This is a genomic window from Tenuifilum sp. 4138str, from assembly GCF_041102575.1.
In the GTDB taxonomy this organism is placed as follows: domain Bacteria; phylum Bacteroidota; class Bacteroidia; order Bacteroidales; family Tenuifilaceae; genus Tenuifilum; species Tenuifilum osseticum.
The window spans coordinates 44,715-62,354 of the sequence record NZ_JBGCUE010000011.1 but is presented as its reverse complement, the minus strand read 5'-3'; the positions used below and the strand labels follow the sequence as shown (position 1 = coordinate 62,354).

12 protein-coding genes are annotated in these 17,640 nt (G+C 41.9%); 6 read left to right on the top strand and 6 right to left on the bottom strand.

Annotated features, from left to right (window positions below; translation table 11 throughout):
• Positions 1–3: 3 nt before the first annotated feature.
• The 3 genes from AB6811_RS10690 to AB6811_RS10680 form a co-directional block, all read right to left on the bottom strand.
• On the bottom strand, positions 4–1,944 hold the full coding sequence (locus tag AB6811_RS10690; protein ID WP_369490454.1) for a biosynthetic peptidoglycan transglycosylase: 1,941 nt from the start codon (positions 1,942–1,944) through the stop codon (positions 4–6).
• A 105-nt stretch (positions 1,945–2,049) separates the two neighbouring features.
• Positions 2,050–3,285, bottom strand: coding sequence for a hypothetical protein (locus tag AB6811_RS10685; RefSeq protein ID WP_369490453.1), 1,236 nt, complete (start codon positions 3,283–3,285; stop codon positions 2,050–2,052).
• A gap of 98 nt (positions 3,286–3,383) precedes the next feature.
• Positions 3,384–4,094, bottom strand: coding sequence for a DNA alkylation repair protein (locus AB6811_RS10680; protein WP_369490452.1), 711 nt, complete (start codon positions 4,092–4,094; stop codon positions 3,384–3,386).
• 171 nt (positions 4,095–4,265) lie between these two features.
• Here AB6811_RS10680 and AB6811_RS10675 point away from each other — a divergent pair, with 171 nt between their 5' ends.
• Positions 4,266–5,420 (top strand): DNA cytosine methyltransferase, encoded by a 1,155-nt coding sequence (locus AB6811_RS10675; RefSeq protein ID WP_369490451.1) that lies wholly within the window; start codon positions 4,266–4,268, stop codon positions 5,418–5,420.
• Here the strand turns inward: AB6811_RS10675 and AB6811_RS10670 are convergent, their stop codons facing one another.
• Positions 5,421–7,943, bottom strand: coding sequence for a M1 family metallopeptidase (locus AB6811_RS10670; protein ID WP_369490450.1), 2,523 nt, complete (start codon positions 7,941–7,943; stop codon positions 5,421–5,423).
• A 103-nt stretch (positions 7,944–8,046) separates the two neighbouring features.
• Here AB6811_RS10670 and AB6811_RS10665 point away from each other — a divergent pair, with 103 nt between their 5' ends.
• Both AB6811_RS10665 and AB6811_RS10660 read left to right on the top strand, forming a co-directional pair.
• A complete protein-coding gene (locus AB6811_RS10665) occupies positions 8,047–8,493 on the top strand; it encodes a MarR family winged helix-turn-helix transcriptional regulator (protein WP_369490449.1) in 447 nt (148 codons plus the stop codon).
• A gap of 73 nt (positions 8,494–8,566) precedes the next feature.
• Positions 8,567–10,672 (top strand): M3 family metallopeptidase, encoded by a 2,106-nt coding sequence (locus AB6811_RS10660; RefSeq protein ID WP_369490448.1) that lies wholly within the window; start codon positions 8,567–8,569, stop codon positions 10,670–10,672.
• A gap of 104 nt (positions 10,673–10,776) precedes the next feature.
• On the opposite strand, the gene AB6811_RS10655 is transcribed toward AB6811_RS10660, so the two are convergent.
• Positions 10,777–11,394 carry a hypothetical protein gene (locus tag AB6811_RS10655; protein WP_369490447.1) on the bottom strand — a complete coding sequence of 206 codons (618 nt, stop codon included), beginning with the start codon at positions 11,392–11,394 and terminating at the stop codon, positions 10,777–10,779.
• A 221-nt stretch (positions 11,395–11,615) separates the two neighbouring features.
• Complete coding sequence (locus AB6811_RS10650; protein WP_369490446.1) at positions 11,616–13,793, bottom strand: RelA/SpoT family protein; 2,178 nt, start codon at positions 13,791–13,793, stop codon at positions 11,616–11,618.
• Positions 13,794–14,022: 229 nt separating this feature from the next.
• On the opposite strand from AB6811_RS10650, the gene ligA reads away from it, so the two are divergent.
• From ligA to dapA, 3 genes are all read left to right on the top strand, one after another.
• Positions 14,023–16,032 carry an NAD-dependent DNA ligase LigA gene (gene ligA, locus AB6811_RS10645; RefSeq protein ID WP_369490445.1) on the top strand — a complete coding sequence of 670 codons (2,010 nt, stop codon included), beginning with the start codon at positions 14,023–14,025 and terminating at the stop codon, positions 16,030–16,032.
• 68 nt (positions 16,033–16,100) lie between these two features.
• The gene (locus tag AB6811_RS10640; protein WP_369490444.1) at positions 16,101–16,658 is read left to right on the top strand and encodes a DUF6913 domain-containing protein; all 558 of its coding nucleotides are present in this window, start codon (positions 16,101–16,103) and stop codon (positions 16,656–16,658) included.
• Positions 16,659–16,668: 10 nt separating this feature from the next.
• Positions 16,669–17,553 carry a 4-hydroxy-tetrahydrodipicolinate synthase gene (gene dapA, locus AB6811_RS10635; RefSeq protein ID WP_369490443.1) on the top strand — a complete coding sequence of 295 codons (885 nt, stop codon included), beginning with the start codon at positions 16,669–16,671 and terminating at the stop codon, positions 17,551–17,553.
• Positions 17,554–17,640 lie beyond the last annotated feature (87 nt).

Here is a 17,640-nt window from a genome sequence, read left to right as displayed (position 1 = left end):
ATACTAATTTGTTTCCTTTTCCTGTTCAGTAAAATTGGCTTCAGAATCGATATTTTCCGATGATGACTCTTTTTTCAGTAAATCTTTTGCCGGCCCAGTAAGGGTTACCTGAGGATTGGTGGCCAGATTATCATAGTCTTGCTGAGTGATGTTTCCGCGGTTTAGCATTTTATTTGCCACAAACATGAAGCTTTCAGTTACAAAGGGCTTAAGCTTCCCTTCGGTAACGAATAGGTAACGAAACTTAGCTGGCCTGGGGATTATGTAGGCAAGGAATAAAGCTTCGGGAAGCGTAAGTGAACTGGGCTTTTTGCCAAAGTAGTATTGACTTGCCTCACGAATACCGAACACATCGGGCCCCCACTCAATGATATTCAGGTAAACCTCAAGCATTCTCTCCTTTGATACTACACCGCTATCTTCCGTAATCCAGGTTATAAGAATTTCTTCGGCTTTACGTCCAATATTCTTACTCTGATTTAGAAATACATTTTTTACAAGCTGTTGGGTAATAGTGCTACCACCCCGAGCAAACCTTTTTTCGCGTATGTTGCATGCCATTGCATAGGTTATACCATCGAGGCTGAACCCGCGATGGTTGTAAAAGCCACCATCCTCGCTTGTTATTACAGCCCATTGTAGGTATGAACTAATTTGGTCAAGTGAAGCGTAGCTTGCACTTTTGGGGTTAACTTTAATATCTCTGACATATATATTGTCGATATAAGCCCTATGGGTAAAGGTATCGGCGAGCATGGCAAGGTTGGTATTTCCGTACGATAGCACATAAAATCCTTTCGATTTTAGGTTTGGTGCGATGGTTAGGCTATCGGGGTTTGTGAGGGGAACACCAACCTGAAGCGAGTAGCTGAAAGTTCCGTTCACCTTTATGCCCCATAGGTTTGTGAATAACCCATTGGGTAAGGCATCAAAGAGCGATTGCCAGCTGTTTTCGCCAGTGTTGAGTGTAAACCATACATAGCGGCTTGGTAGTGGACGATACTCAAACCCTAGTTTTGCCTTGAAGCCATTAATGCTAACTGTTGACAGAGAGTCAATAACGAAACTATTGGGTATTACCCTGATTTTCATGTTTGCCCCGCACGAATCAATTATAACTGGCTTTTGCGCAATACGCTTACTATCCAGCAAAAGTGAATTAATGCTCGATACTAAATTTAATTCTATTCTACCGGGCTCAATATGGGTAGCATTTAAATCAAGGAAGATTTTTTTGAACGATGCTTTTACACCAAGAACAGGTGTAGTAAAGGGAATGTAGGCTTCAGGTTGGTCGATTGTGACCGTTGCGGTAAGGCTATTTTTACGCTTGCTGGTTGTTCCGGTAACAATTACCCGTGAAGTTCTATCGCCATCGTTTAGGGTTAGCGTTGAGGTAAAGTTATTGTTGCAATAACTCCACTTTTCAATGGTTACTTTTCCGTTATAAGCAGAATCGGAATAGGTAAAGTGTAGGTTATTAATATTGAAGGTTGCGGTTGAAAGTCCAAAAAAGGCTTTAACCAAACGGTATAGCCTTTTGTTGCTCGAACTTTCATTTTTTCTCTCATTTGAGTTTTGAAGGGTATGCTTGCTTGCTAGAGCAATCAAATTATCAATATTAATCGTAGCTCTGGATATATCAATTTGCTTGGGATTGATTTTAAGTAATACCAAATGGAACGGATTAAGCTTAATCCTAAAGGATTCAGAGCAAAGCAAAGTATCTGTATCAACAATAAGTAGGTTTTGTAGCTGAAGGGTGTTTAAACCTTTAACTTCAACTGCGCTTGAAGTAACTGTTAAACCATACCTGTTTTTTATTCTTGCAGAGGTTTTACTAAAAATTTTTTTGACAATAAGATTTCGTGAAAGAAATAGAAGAGAAATAATTAACACCAGGAGTAATAAACCTATGCGTAAAGTCTTTTTTACCAGAACCATCGCCTTTAATTTTATGCAAAGTTAGCCATAAAGTGATAAAAAAGTGGCCTGCCAATACGCAAGCCACAATTAAATACAAAGAATCTGTTTTAGTATTAAATCAATCTAGAAGGAATACTTTGCGCTAATTGTAATACGATTATTGCTTACAGGGTCGAGAGATGAGGTAACCTTATGCTGAGCGTCGAAGGTTTTACCGTAAACCGCTGTGGTTAACATGTATTCAATTCCTAGCACTAAGTTTTCTTCCTTGTAGCTTACACGTGGCGAGATACGGTAAACATAATTCATATCGTCGTTACGGTGGTAGCTGGCAATGGTTGAGTAATTCTTATTGGAACCGAGTAGCTTTGAGTATCCGGCAAAAACCCCAATGCTCCATTTTCCCAATTTATGGTTAACATCTAGCCATGTGCTGAGGGTTCGCAGGTTTGCGTAGTCGTAATCGCTATCAGCACTGGTTTCAGTAACCCTACCGTAGCCACCAATCATAATAAGGTGAGTAAGGTTTTCGCCGTAAACTGTTTCAAACTTGATATTAGTCTTAGCCATATTTGCTGCTGTAAATACACTAAATAGGTATTGACCAACAGTTTTATGTGTGCCAGTATTAGAGCTGGTAATATAGAGTCGGGGAGTAAGCCACTTGTAACCGGCCGACAAACCAAAAATAAATGATTTGTTTTTTACGAATGCAGCCTGTGCCATGAGTTCGGGTAGTCCGGAGTTGCGTTGTGCCTCAGCTGGGCCCATCGATTTATGGTAACCTTGGGTTAACGCGGTTGCCGATAACCTTACCTTTTCAATGGGGTAGTAAGTAAAACGGATTTGAGGGGAACGATTCAGTGAGTGGAAGGGAGCCCCTGCACCAAAGGCAAGGGTTGAGGGAATTACTTCGTTTACAATAATCGGATGCCAGTAGTGTCCCATTATGAGCTCGGAATGCTGCCATTTAAGGGTCATTATGGCATGTCTAACTCTCAGTAAGCGTGTATATTCACTTGCAGTGGCATAAAAATCGGTTTCAACCATTGCGCTAGTTTTAGCGCCTAGTATATCGGGCCCGGATATTTTTAATCCCAAACGTGTTGTTAGCGAAAGCATTTGAAGCTGATGCTTTTTGTTAACATCGGTTCCGTTAGCATCGATATTTGGCTTTAAGGGATAGAGGTAAAGCTCGCCATCGCGAGTATCGACTGACTTATAGGTATCAAAAATGGTTTCCCATGCTACGTAACCGTAAGGTTTAACCTCAATTTTAGGTTTTTGGGTTTGTTCCTGTGCTACTGAAATAAATGCAGTAAAAACAGAAAATGCAGTAATAAACAGTGATTTTTTCATCTCAGAAAATTTTTGCGCAAATTTGGTAAAATGCACTTTAAAAATCGTTGAAATGGGTAGAAAATTTTCAATGTAAAAGGTAAAACGTTAGGGTGTAACTATTTAGCCATTGCTTTAGCTTTAAGTTCCGGTGGCATTTTTTCAATGGCATATCTTAAAGCGGTTCGAGGCATTTTAGCTTTATTCGACATCACGAAATTGAATACAAGTTCCTGATTTGATTGGCTCGTGGCCTTTAACATCCATCCGTAACCCTTTTGAACCATATCGTCGGAATCGGTAAGGAGCATGGTAGCAATATCAACAATATGATTGTGAAATAAGCCCTTACGGGCAGGAACGATAAAGCTAACTGCCGCTGCTCTCCGAACCCATCGGTTGTTGGATTTTGCCCATAGCTTTACCTTTTCAATTAGTTGCGGATGCAACATAAGCATATCGCCAATTGTATGGTTGCAAAAGGTATCGCACGACGCCCAGTTGTTAATGTATTTTTTTACCCACTCTTCAAGGGTTACAAAGTCCTCAGGCGAGAAATGTTTTACAAATCGCTCTGTAAAGTAGCATGCAATAAAGGTTTCTTCCATGAATCCCGATTGCCAAAGCTGTTCGCACAGAGCAAGCATCTCGCTTTTACTCATCATTTTTACCTGGCTGCTGTAGTAATTTTTGGCAATGGTTTGAACCTGTGCGGCTTTAAGCCCATAAAGTTTTACATTCTCTTTAAAGAATCTTTCGCCCGCAATTCGGTTCTGCTCGGTTGCTTGGCTTTTTAGGTCGCTACGGATGCTATCAATTAAATTATCCATTTCTATTATGTTTGATTTTACAAAGATATTCTTAATTCAATGGTTTTGAAATTAAAGTAATAAATTGGTTTGGAACCCCTTAAGTGTGTAGATATGATAAAAAGGGTTATAAAACCAAGGAGTAAAATAAATGTAGCCAAACAAATGCTATTTTTGGCATAAATTTTTAGAATGAGCAGTTTTCGGTTTATCGATCTTTTTGCCGGAGTAGGTGGTTTTCATATTGCCATGGGCAGGTTGGGAGGTAAGTGTGTTTTTGCATCGGAAATTGACCCAAGCGCTGCTGAAACATACAGAATCAATTTTGGATTCGACCCTTTGTGTGATATTCGTGAAGTTGACGCAAGCTCAATCCCACAGCACGATGTGCTATGTGCCGGATTTCCTTGTCAAGCCTTTTCAAAAGCAGGTAAACAACAGGGATTTGACGATACCCGGGGTACGCTATTTTTTGAAATAAAGCGTATTCTGAAGCATCATCGACCCAAATACATTGTGCTTGAGAATGTTCGCAATCTTGCATCGCACGATGGGGGAAGGACTTGGAAAGTGATTTCGGAAAATTTAAAGGAATTAGGCTATATCATCACTGAAAAGCCGCTCATTGTTAGTCCGCATCAGGTTGGGGTTCCCCAGCTTCGCGAGAGGGTTTTCATCCTTGGGATTCACTCGTCAGCCACAAAACTAAGGAAACTACATTTTGAAATACCTCCATCGCATCGTAATCAAACAGATGGGGCAATAGTGCTGAACGGCAAGGCCGATAGACGGTTTGCTATCAGCAATTACGAGGAGTATGTGCTATCGGCATGGGATGAATTTATTCAAGGTGTAGGCAGACTTAAGCTTGGCTTTCCCATTTGGGCCAATGAGTTTGGAAAAGTCTATGATTTAAGCAATTTGCCCACATGGAAGGCTGGTTTTGTACAGAAGAACCGCATGCTTTACAGCCAAAACAAAGTTTTTATCGATAAATGGTTGAAAAAGTACAATTACCTTTCGGAGTTTGTTCAAACCCACACCAAGTTTGAGTGGCAAGCCGGTGAACATATCGATACGGTTTGGAAGGGAATAATTCAGTTTCGCCCTTCGGGTATAAGGGTTAAGCGTCCTACGGAATTTCCAGCACTGGTAGCCATGGTGCATATCCCGGTTGTTGGGTGGGAAAAACGCAGGCTAACGCCGCGTGAGGTGGCTAACCTTCAGAGTTTCCCTGAAAATTACATCATAAACAGCAACGCCCAGCAAGCCTATAAACAGTTTGGCAATGCCGTAAACGTAAAGGTGGTTGAGTTTCTTGCCAAGCAGCTGTTTATGCAAGCATAATTACTTGCTACCTGCAGCTCTGAAAAGCAGGTCGGCCGATTGCATTAGCTTGCCTTTTAGGTTGGGCGATAGTTGTGGGTGTTCCTGAATCCACTTTGTTACAATTTTTGCTGCTTCGGTAGAGCTATGACCGTAAAGCACCGCATCGAGCCAAATTTTTGGAAAGAATATATCGTTGGTTTGCTGTATTTCGGGCAGTAGGTCAAGTGCAGCGCTTAGGTAATGGATGGAATGGTTGGCTCGAAGGGGATGAAAAAAGAGTCGCAGCCCTTCGGCAACCCATGGCTCAGGCCTACGGTTTTGAGCAATCAGCAAGCTGTGGAAAAAGTCGTCGCGTAGGGCTTCGTCGGGTGTGGCAGCACGCCTTACAAACCTGAACTTGGCTAACCTATCGGCATTCTGAATTCTTTCCTCCTGCACCTGCAGAATGCTATCGGCATTGTGAACTTCCCTTACCGCAAGCTGGAACGAAAGGTCTATGAAGTCGTTTTCACTTATTGAAATCCCTTTGATTTGAACTCTACCTGCCCAAATATTTTCAATGAATTCAACAGCCTCAGGAGTGATAGACGTTCTGCAATAGGTTAGGAAAGCAGGTTTGCGCTCATCGGCAGGTATTTTTGGGTTGTTAAATATTCCCAGTAAGGCTTCCTGCAGGGTTTGCGAAAGTATAATTTGGTTTGTGTGGTCAAGGAATTGCCACCACACAGTTTCCAGATTGCCTAGTAGGTAGTTTCTTATTTGAGGGTCTTTTTCTCGGCTAAGGGCATTGGCCAGGAAACGGAAGTATGTATCGGTATCAACTAAATGATTTAGAAAAAGCTCATGTAGGTTGATGAAGAATGAAGCGCGAGCCACATCGTTGTTTGCTAATTCATTGAGCTGTAAAAGAGTTAGATCGCGATCGGTAGAAACGAAAAGTCCATACCCCAAACCATTACTGTTAGGAATGATTGCTTTTAACCCCGTGAAATTTTTTGGCATCGGAATTTCGGTATGCTTTTCATTAAGCCTAACTTTCTCTGTCTGGTATCCTGCAGTGGTAGGTATCATAACCTCAAACTCCATGGGGAGCCAGTTGTCGGTTTGGCTAATATTGATTACATCGCTCACCATATCAACATATATGGCAGGCATCCCAGGTGCATCAATCCAACGTTTGCTCCACGATTTAATATCATCGGACGAGAGGTTATCGAAAATCTCAATCAATTCATTCCAACCGGCATTACTGTATGCATACTTTTTCAGGTAGATATTTAGGCCTTCCCTGAATTTATTTTCACCTAGCATCAGCTCAAGCTGCTGGAGGGCAATGGGTGCTTTATGGTAGATGATATCGCCGTAAAGTGTCCCGGCAAGCATAAGGTTGTCGAGGTTTTGGCGGATAGGGTTTGCGCCGCCTGTTCTGTCCACCGAGTAGGCTCTGGGGTAATGTGAGAGTACAAAGCTGAGCTGATGATTTAGCCTGGGGTATTGAGGGTTAACAATTTTATCGGCCATAAGTCCGGCAAATACCTCCTTAAGCCAAACATCGTTGAACCAGTTCATGGTAACCAGATTCCCAAACCACTGGTGCGAAACCTCGTGAGCAATTAGGTTCGCCTGGTTTAGCTGTTGGGTAACCGAGGGATTTTCGTCGAGTAAAATACGGCTATCCCTGTAAAATATTGCTCCCGGATGCTCCATGCCGCTGTATGGAAAATCGGGAATCAGAACCACATCGAGCTTCTGGAAGGGGTAATTGATTCTGGTATAGTCTTCGAGCCATTTGATAGCGCTTTGGTGCAACTCAAACACTTTTTTGATATTTCTGGCTACCTTTTGGGTATCGGTCTCGCGATGGTAAATGGTCATTTTAAAACTATCCGCTACAAAGTCAATAGCTTTAAACTTGCCGGCTGCAAAGGCAAAAAGGTAAGTGCTGATAGGGTAGGTCTTGTCAAATATCCAAAGGGTAGAGGTGTCAGTTTCCATTTTGTTAATTACAGGGGAATTGCTCACGGCTACCCAATCCTTAGGGGTTTGGAGGGTTAGGTTGTAACTTGCTTTCAGGTTGGGTTGGTCAAAGCAAGGGAAAACGGTTGATGCCCTGTCGGGCACCAGTAAGCTGAAAAGGTAATCGCCTTTGCGGTTGAGTGAGGTTTTTCCAGCCAAAAAGTCGATTGCAATTTTATTTTGCCCTTGGTAAAGGTAACTTTTAGGAATTATAACATGACCATTATTTACCCTGGCACTAATCTGGCGATAGTTAACGGTTAAATTTAAAAGGCAGCTATCGGCATTCCTGAAATCGATTGGTAGGTTGTAGCGCTCATTTAGTTCAAACATCAACTCAACACGTCCGGGAACTGGAGCATTTTCGCTTTCAGGGATATCAATATAAATGTTATACTCAATATTTGAAAGGGTTTGTTTACGTTGGTTGGCAAGCTGTTGGCTTACACCAGGTTCAATCTTTTCCTTACAAGCCAAAAGAAGTAATAATCCAAATATAGATAGTAAGGCTAATTTGCGGTTCATTTATTTACAATTACTAAAATGCAAAACTTTTGCGAAAATACTTAATTTGTGTTAACGGAAAAGCTTAAGGTTTATTTTTGCACTACCAAAAAATTATTCTGTGATGAATGAATTTAATGTTGAGATACTAAATCTGCCCGAAAACTTATACCGGGCTGCAATAGCCATAAGGGGGGAAATTACAAGAAGGTTAACCGAGGCATTTGGCGAGGAGTTTACTGCCGATTACTGGTTCATTATGAATCACCTTTTTAAGGAGAATCCTTTAACACAAGGTCGTTTAGCTGAGCTAACCAATCGCGATAGGGCTTCGCTTTCCCGAACAATAGCCTGCATGGAACGCATTGACTTAGTAACTAAAATGGCAGAGCCGTTCGACAAACGAAAGGAGTTAATTTCACCTACAAAAACTGCTATCAACTTTAAACCTGAGGGGGAGAGGATAGTCTTACAAGCAGTAGGGATGGTCATGCATAACCTTAAGCCAATTGAGGTTATTGAGTTAAACCGAATGCTTGGTCAGCTGTTCGAAAACATCACCAAGGGTTAAATTCTCGAAATCAAGATTAATCTGTACAAAAAGAATTACTTTTGACACCAAATTTTAAAAACATTAATTAGTTATGCTAAAACAATCAAAATCAATTCTGGGCATTATGTTAGTATTACTTGCAGTATCGTGTCAGGAAAAAGCCGATAAGAACCCATTACTGAGTAAGTTTGATACACCGTATCAGACACCACCGTTCGATAAGATAAAGCATGAGCACTACATGCCGGCGCTTGATTCGGCTATATCAGTGGCTCGTCGTGAGATTGATGCAATAGTTAATAATACCGAAGAACCAACCTTTGAGAATACCATTGAGGCCCTTGACCATAGCGGTAAGCTGCTTGCCGATGTTTCCAATATTCTATTCAATTTAAATGAGGCTGAAACCGATAGCGTTCTTCAGCAAATAGTGATTGAGGCCTCACCAAAGCTTACCGATTTCTCCAACGACATCAACCTTAACCCTGAGCTCTTTAAAAGGGTTAAGGCGGTTTGGGAAAAGCGCGATTCCCTGAAGCTCACTCCTGAACAAATGATGCTTGTCGATAAAACCTATAAAGGTTTTGTGCGTAATGGGGCCAACCTAAGCGAGGCCGATAAGGAGAAGTATCGTGCCATTAGCCGTGAACTTTCCGAGTTAACAGTAAAGTTTAACCAAAACGTATTGGCTGAAACTAACAGCTATAAGCTACATATAACCAATGAGGCCTATTTGGCGGGCTTACCCCAAAGCCTTATTGATGCTGCTGCCTATACAGCTAAACAGAAAGGGCTCGAGGGTTGGGTTATTACACTTGACTACCCCATGTATGGCCCATTTATGAAGTATGCCGATAACCGCGAACTCCGTAAACAGCTCTATATGGCTTACGGTAATCGTTGTTTCAAGGGCAATGAGTACGATAACCAAAAAATTGCTCAACGTATCGCAAATCTTAGGTTAGAATTGGCAAACCTTCTAGGTTATCCAAACTTCGCCACCTTTGTCCTTGAGAACCGCATGGCCGAAACTCCTGAGCGAGTTAATCAATTCCTTGACCAGTTGGTTGCCGCATCGTTGCCTGCTGCTCGCGAGGAGGTTAAAGAGGTTGAGGAATTTGCCCGCCAGCTGGGATTTAAGGGCAAACTTGAACGTTGGGATTGGTCGTATTACTCCGAAAAGCTTAAGAATGCAAAGTATAGCTATAACGAGGAGGAGCTAAAGCCTTATTTCCAGCTCGAGAAGGTTATCGATGGTGTTTTCCTTCTGGCCAATAAGCTGTACGGACTTACTTTTTTACCTAACGCTAACATCCCTGTTTACCACCCCGATGTAAAAGCATACGAGGTGTACGATGGTAGCGGACGTTTCATGTCAGTCCTATACCTCGACTTTTTCCCTCGCGAGGGTAAGAGTGGAGGTGCATGGATGACCTCGTTCCGTTCACAGTACCGTGAAAAAGGCAAGGACATTCGCCCAATTGTTTCAATTGTTACCAATTTTACTAAACCAACCGACAAACAACCATCGTTGCTTACTTTCTATGAGTTTTCTACCTTCCTTCATGAGTTTGGTCATGCACTGCATGGTATGCTAACCGATTGCAACTACTCATCGCTTAGCGGAACCTCGGTTTATAGGGATTTTGTGGAACTGCCATCACAAATCATGGAGAACTTTGCAGTTGAAAAGGAATACCTCGACTTATTTGCGGTACACTACCAAACCGGCGAGAAAATCCCGCAGGAGCTTGTTCAAAAGATTATTGATAGCCGTAATTTTCAGGCAGGCTACTTTTCGCTACGTCAGTTAGGTTTTGGAATACTCGATATGGCATGGCACACCATTACTAAGCCTGTAACTGAAGATGTTGACAGATTTGAGAAAAAGGTACTTAATCCCCTGGATGTTCTACCCCCGGTAAAAGGCACAAATATGAGCGTAACCTTTGGCCATATCTTTGAGGGTGGATATGCCGCCGGATACTACGGCTACAAATGGGCCGAAGTGCTCGATGCCGATGCTTTTGAGCTTTTTAAGGAAAAGGGAATATTTAACCGTGAGGTTGCTCAGAGCTTCAGAGAGAATATTTTATCGAGAGGTGGCAGCGAACATCCGATGACCCTTTACAAGCGTTTCCGTGGTCAGGAACCAACAATCGATGCGTTACTGAAACGTAGCGGATTAAAGAAATAGCGATATTGGGGTTAATATAAAAAGGCTGCTCAGCGAGCAGCCTTTTTTACAATATGTTTCGATGAAAAATTTTTAAGTATTCCCAAAATATGAGTTTCTATACTCTACCAACCAAAAGGAGAATTTGGGTTAAAGAAGAGATTGTTCGGATTGCGGTTAACAAAGTTAAAGCTAGCTCCTATTGTTGTTTTACTACCTAAACGGTAATTAAATCCAACACCAAATTGTTGGCTATTAAAAGTTCCCATATAGCTATTAAAGGGTGAGAATAAGGTTTGGTTTTGCGATACCGCTCCCATGGCATACACGCTAAAACGGTTTGAGAATTGGTATTGAGTGTATGCCCATGCCTGATATGGATTTGCACCGCTATAAGGTTGAGCAAAATTGGCACCATCGGGTCTTAATCCATGCATATTTGTGTGTGAGAGAGTAACACCTGCAACTACCTGTAAGCGGTTATTTGAGTAGGTTACACTTGGGGCTATATAGCTCCCGGACATACCAATCCCGTTGCCCAAAAAGGAATAGCCTGTTCCCATGCTTAAACCGTAATTTATTCCGGGCTTAACTATTCCAAATGGGGTAAACACAGCAGTTGAGTCGGTCTCAGAACTTCTATAAACCGGCTCGTAAATTCTGTATAAATCCTGAACAAGCTGTGCCTGCAAAGAATTTATCGCATATAATGCTATTGCTGCTGTTAAAAAAATCTTTCTCATAACCTTTAAAATTTCCTGCCACCAATATAATGCAAAAAATGCGAAAACAATAAATGGGGTTGGTTAAAAAAAGTTTAGGGGAAAGGTGAAAAAGGGATAAAGGATAAAGGTTAAAGAATAGGTTAATGGTTGATAGTGAATACAAAGGGTTTGACACTTTGCAACGCTGTTGTACTCAGTGTAACTCTGTGGTACTTTTTTAGTTAATGGTTTTGTGCAAATCATTTCATTCTAATTGCTTTGTGTACACCCTGCACTCTGCCAAGACGATATAGCAGCATTTCAAGATGCTTGGTGTCCTCTACGTATAGTTGTATTTGAGCTTCAAACAGACCATCGCGGGAGCTAACATTCAGGTTACGCATGTTTACCCGTAAATCTTTACTGATAACTTCCGATATACGGTTCAAAATTCCAATTTCATCGGTTCCGGTAACCTTAATGGTTGTTTGAAATGCACCTGCTTTTGACGAGCCTTTCCACCGTGCTTTTACCACACGGTATGGCCAACGCTGGTTTAGCTGACCCGCATTTGGGCATGACGTTCGGTGTATCTTTATTCCCTCGTTTACTGTCACAAAGCCAAAAATATCGTCACCAAATATTGGGTTGCAGCATTTGGCAAGTTTATACTCAATGTTCACCAGTTTTTCGTCAATTACAAGGTAATCGGAACTTTCCTTTACCTCAGCCTTTTCGGCTTCGGGCTTTGGGATATCTTCCTTAACGGCAGGCTTTTCCTCCTCGGCGGTTAGTAGGGTCTTAATGGCCGTTAGGTCAACTTTACCTTGGGCAATGAGTATAAAGATATCGGTAGGTTTCTTTAGCTTAAGATGTTTGTTTACCTTTCGTAAAGCCTCATCAACATCATCAATTTTCCAGTTCTTTAGCCTACGTAGCAGTATTTCTTTCCCTTCCTGTATTTCACTATTCTCAATATCGCGGAGCTGCTGCTTTATCCTACTTTTAGCTTTTGAGGTGATGACAAATGTTAGCCAGTCCTTTTTGGGCTTTTGCCTCTTTGAGGTAAGGATTTCAACCACATCGCCGTTTTGCAGTTCCTGCTTGATAGTGGTATTCTTACCGTTTACAATGGCTCCAATACACTGCGAGCCAACTTCGGTATGAATATCGAAGGCAAAGTCAAGCACCGTCGATTTTGCAGGTAGTTTTCGTATATCACCCTTAGGTGTAAAAACATAGATATCGCTGCTGGTAAGGTTCATCTGGAATTGCTCAACCTTATCCTCTGGCGAAGTATCGGGCGATTCCAGTATTTCCCTAACGCGGGCAACCCATTCGTCAATTCCCTGTTCCTGCCTTATTCCTTTATATTTCCAGTGTGCCGCAAGACCTTTTTCGGCTATTTCGTCCATTCGCACAGTACGGATTTGAACCTCTATCCACTTGTTTTCGGGTCCAAGTACTGTGATATGAAGGCTTTCGTAACCATTACTTTTAGGAACCGAAATCCAATCGCGCAAGCGTTCCGTATTGGGTGTGTACTTATCGGTAATAATGGAGTAAACCTGCCAGCAATCGGATTTTTCGTTCTCGGGTTTGGTATCAAGTATAATCCTGATGGCAAAAATGTCGTGAACCTCATCAAAATCAACCTCCTGATTTTGCATCTTTCTGAAAATGGAGTATATGGATTTGGTTCTTCCCTTTATGGTGAATGTAAACCCCCTCCTTCTGAGCTCTTCCTCAATAGGAGCCATAAAGCTTTGTAGGAATCTGTTCCGACTGGCTGTGGTTTCTTGTAATCTTTTTATAATGTACTTGTACTCCTTGGGGTAGATGTGCTTCATGGCTAAATCCTCCATTTCGGACTTTAGCCTGTATAAGCCAAGGCGGTGTGCAAGTGGGGCATAGAGATGAAATGTTTCCCATGAACGTTTTAGCCTGACATCGGGCTGCTCCTTGCTAAGGCTTCGCATGGTATCGAGCCTGTCGGCTAATTTTATCAGTATCACCCGTGCATCGGACGATAGGCTGATTAGCATTTGTCTGAAAAGCTCTGCTTGTGTTTTTGGATCTTTTGGGTCGAGCCCTGAAATTTGAGTAAAATTCAACACTATTGAGGCAACTGCTTTTCCAAACTTTTTCTCAATCTCAACCGGGGTTAACCATTTGCGTTCAATAGTTTCGTGTAACAACGCGGCAATTGAGCTAGTAGTACCAAGTCCAATTTCATTCAAGCAGATTTGGGCAACGTTAACAAGATGTGTAGCAATAGAATCGGTCCACTCTCCATGTTTTTCATAAATCGATTTTGCCATATCAAGAGCCTCAACAACCTGATTGGCCTTACTGTCAGGTTGAAGTTCCTGTATGCTCTTCAATAACGAACTCTTGGATAATTCGAATGCCTTGAAATTCAAATCATTGTTTTTCATCTGCCCTAATTTGCTTTTCCATAAAAATACGACATTTAGTTAATCTATTGCAAGGGGATATTGAAAGGGTAAAGGGTAATGGATAAAGGATAAAGGATAAAGGATAAAGGATAAAGGATGTCTAGTCCAAAGTTTTTTTGCATAAATCAATTTTGTTAATAACTCAGATACTGTCCTAGTTCATTCAATCAATTTTCAGCCTAAATTTGAATTCATAAACTATTTAAAAATGGATAGTCAAAGGGCTTTGGAGCGAATCAGATTTTTGCGAAATGAATTGAATAGGCATAATTACCTTTACTATGTGAAGGCGCAGCCTGAAATTAGCGATTACGATTACGATCAGCTCCTGCGCGAACTAATTGATTTAGAAAAGCAATTCCCTGAATTTGACGATCCCAATTCTCCATCGCGTAGGGTGGGTAGCGATATCTCGCAGGAGTTCGTTCAGGTAAGGCACAAATATCCAATGCTATCATTGGCCAACGCATATTCATACTCTGAACTGACTGATTTCGATAACCGTATCCGTAAGGCATTACCGGAACCTTTTCAGTACGTTTGCGAACTAAAGTTCGATGGGGTTGCCATTGGTCTTACCTATAAGAATGGGCGATTAGTTCAGGCCGTAACTCGTGGCGATGGAACTATGGGCGACGATGTTACCGTTAATGTTCGAACCATTAGAACCATTCCCCTTGAGTTACATGGGGCCGATTTCCCCGAGGAGTTCGAAATAAGGGGCGAAATATTTATGCCCCGAAATGTTTTTGAAGAAATTAACCGTGAACGCGAGGATATTGGTGAAACACCCTTTGCCAACCCACGGAATGCAGCTGCCGGCACATTAAAGTTACTCAACTCTGCTGAGGTGGCTCGCCGTAAGCTCGATTGTACTCTTTATTTCCTATTGGGCGAGAACCTTCCTGCCGACAACCATTACGAGAATATGCTTAAGGCCAAGGAATGGGGCTTTAAGGTGTCGGATCATATGACCCTTTGCAAGAATTTAACAGAAGTTCAGCATTTCATTGAGCACTGGGATAAGGCGCGGAAGAAATTGCCCTTTGATACCGATGGGGTTGTTATTAAGATCAACAGCTATCGGCAGCAAAACCTACTGGGCCTTACTGCAAAAACACCAAGGTGGGCTGTTGCTTTCAAGTATAAGCCTGAAAGGGTTTCAACCGCATTGCTTTCGGTCGATTTTCAGGTTGGACGAACTGGTGCTGTAACGCCCGTTGCCAACCTAAAGCCGGTAAAGCTGGCTGGAACCACGGTTAAGCGCGCCTCGCTCCATAATGCCGACCAAATTCAGCTGCTTGATATTAGAGTTGGCGATTGGGTTTTTGTTGAAAAGGGTGGTGAAATAATTCCCAAAATTGTTGGTGTTGACCAATCGAAAAGGTCACTTTTCAGTAAACCAATCGATTTTCCGGGTGCGTGTCCTGAATGTGGAACTACATTGGTTAGGCCTGAGGGTGAAGCCCGCCATTTCTGCCCGAACCAGTATGGCTGTCCACCGCAAATAAAGGGTAGGATTGAACACTTTATCAGCCGAAAAGCATTGAATATCGATGGTTTAGGTGAGGAAACGGTTGCCTTGCTCTTCGATAACAACCTTATTCGCGATGCTGCCGACCTATACTCGCTTACCCGCGAACAACTTTTAGCATTGGATAGGTTTGCCGATAAATCGGCCGATAATGCAATTATGAGCATTGAAAAATCAAAGTCAGTTCCTTTTCCGCGAGTTCTTTTTGGCATTGGAATACGATACGTTGGTGAAACCACCGCAAAAAAGCTTGCGCAACACTTTGGAAGTATCGATGCTATTGCTACTGCTACCGTTGAACAACTTGTTGAAGTTGAGGATGTTGGCGACCGTATTGCTTTGAGTATTATAGAGTTTTTCAGCGATGAACGTAACCGAATGCTCATCGATAAGTTAAAGGCAGCAGGTGTTCAAATGGCTGTTAGCTCTGCTGATACTAGCCTGTTGTCCGATAGGCTTAAGGGAATGTCAATCGTGATTTCAGGCACATTTTCCCGAGTTTCACGCGATGAGCTTAAGGAGTTAATTGCTAGGCATGGCGGTAAAAATGTTAGCTCCATTTCAGCCTCCACATCGCTTCTTGTGGCAGGTGAAAATATGGGACCGGCAAAACTCGAGAAGGCCACAAAGCTGGGAATAAAAATTATTGATGAGGAAGAATTTTTTAGGATTATTGAGGGGTAGGCTATAAGCTTTTTTTTGATTTACACTGTTTTTTTTGTAAAATTGCGTTTCAACATAAACCTAGATAGATGTTCGATAATCTCAAGTATAATAAGTCGTTAAAGGAGCTTGGCAAGCTAACTAAATTCCTGAAACGCCAACGACAGATGTACAATTTAACTACTGCCCGCCATGTTGGTATAGTTTTCAACCTTACCGATTCTAAGGTTTTTGATGTAGTGGTTGGATTTAAGTCCATACTTGAACGCATTCCCATTACTGTGGAAGCAGTTGGTTACTTTAACGATAAGGAGGTACCACAGCTTTATACCATGGAAAAGGGAATAAAGGTTTTCTCAATGGGTGAACTTAATTGGTATAAAAAGCCCCAATCACCAGTCGTATCGGAGTTTGTAGCAAAAGACTTTGATATTCTAATTGATTTAACCCAGGATGAGGTTTTACCGCTCCGGTGGGTTTCATCGCTTTCCAAAGCTAAGTTCAAGGTTGGTGCTTTAAATTACTTCAATAACCCTTTTGACCTGATAGTAACAGTCGATAAATCGTTGGGTTTAGAGTACCTCACTCAACAGATTTATAACACCCTTGAGGTTTTAAATAACCGTTTTGCCCAACAAACAGTTTAAAAATATTTTTATGGACACCGCTAAACTCAGAGGTCTTGGGGTGGCAATGGTTACCCCTTTCAGTTCCAACTATCAAATTGATTACCCTGCACTCGATAAGCTTATTGAGTTTTTAATTGGCAATGGGGTTAACTACCTTGTAGTTCAGGGAACAACTGCCGAAACGGCAACCCTTTCCGATTCTGAAAAGCGCCAGTTGGCCAATTACGTTGTTAAAAAGGTAAATGGCCGGGTACCCATTGTTTTAGGTATTGGTGGTAACGATACCCATAAAGTAATTGAAGCTTACGCAAAGTTTGATTTAACCGGAATCGATGCTATTCTTTCAGTAACACCATACTACAATAAACCCACGCAGAAGGGAATATACCTTCACTTTAAAACCATTGCTCAAAATACCCACTTACCCATTATTGTGTACAACGTTCCCGGTAGAACTGGTGTGAATATGACAGCCGAAACCACCCTTAAGCTTGCCCATGAGTTCCAGGGTAAAATTGTTGCGGTTAAGGAAGCATCGGGCAACCTAACCCAAATGGGTTATATTCTCCGCGATAGGCCTTCCAACTTCCTAGTCCTTTCTGGCGACGACGGCTTAACGCTACCGCAAATATCAATGGGAGCCGATGGCGTAATCTCGGTTTTAGGCAACTGCGCTCCTGCTAAGTTCTCACGGATGGTTAACCTTGCCCTTCAGGGCAACTTTACCGATGCAGCTAAATTACACCTGGGTTTGATTGAGCTTATAGATTTACTTTTTGTTGAGGGTAACCCTGGTGGAGTGAAGGCTGCACTTAATGCACTGGGCCTAATTGAAAATGTGCTTCGTCTGCCCCTTGCGCCTGTAAGCGATTCAACCTACGATAAGATTAAAAAGGAAATTGAAAAGCTATAATCAACCTTTCTGATTGAATAAAAGGGAAGCCACATGCTTCCCTTTTTGCTTTATTAATTAATTTGCCTTACATTTAGTGAACTCTTT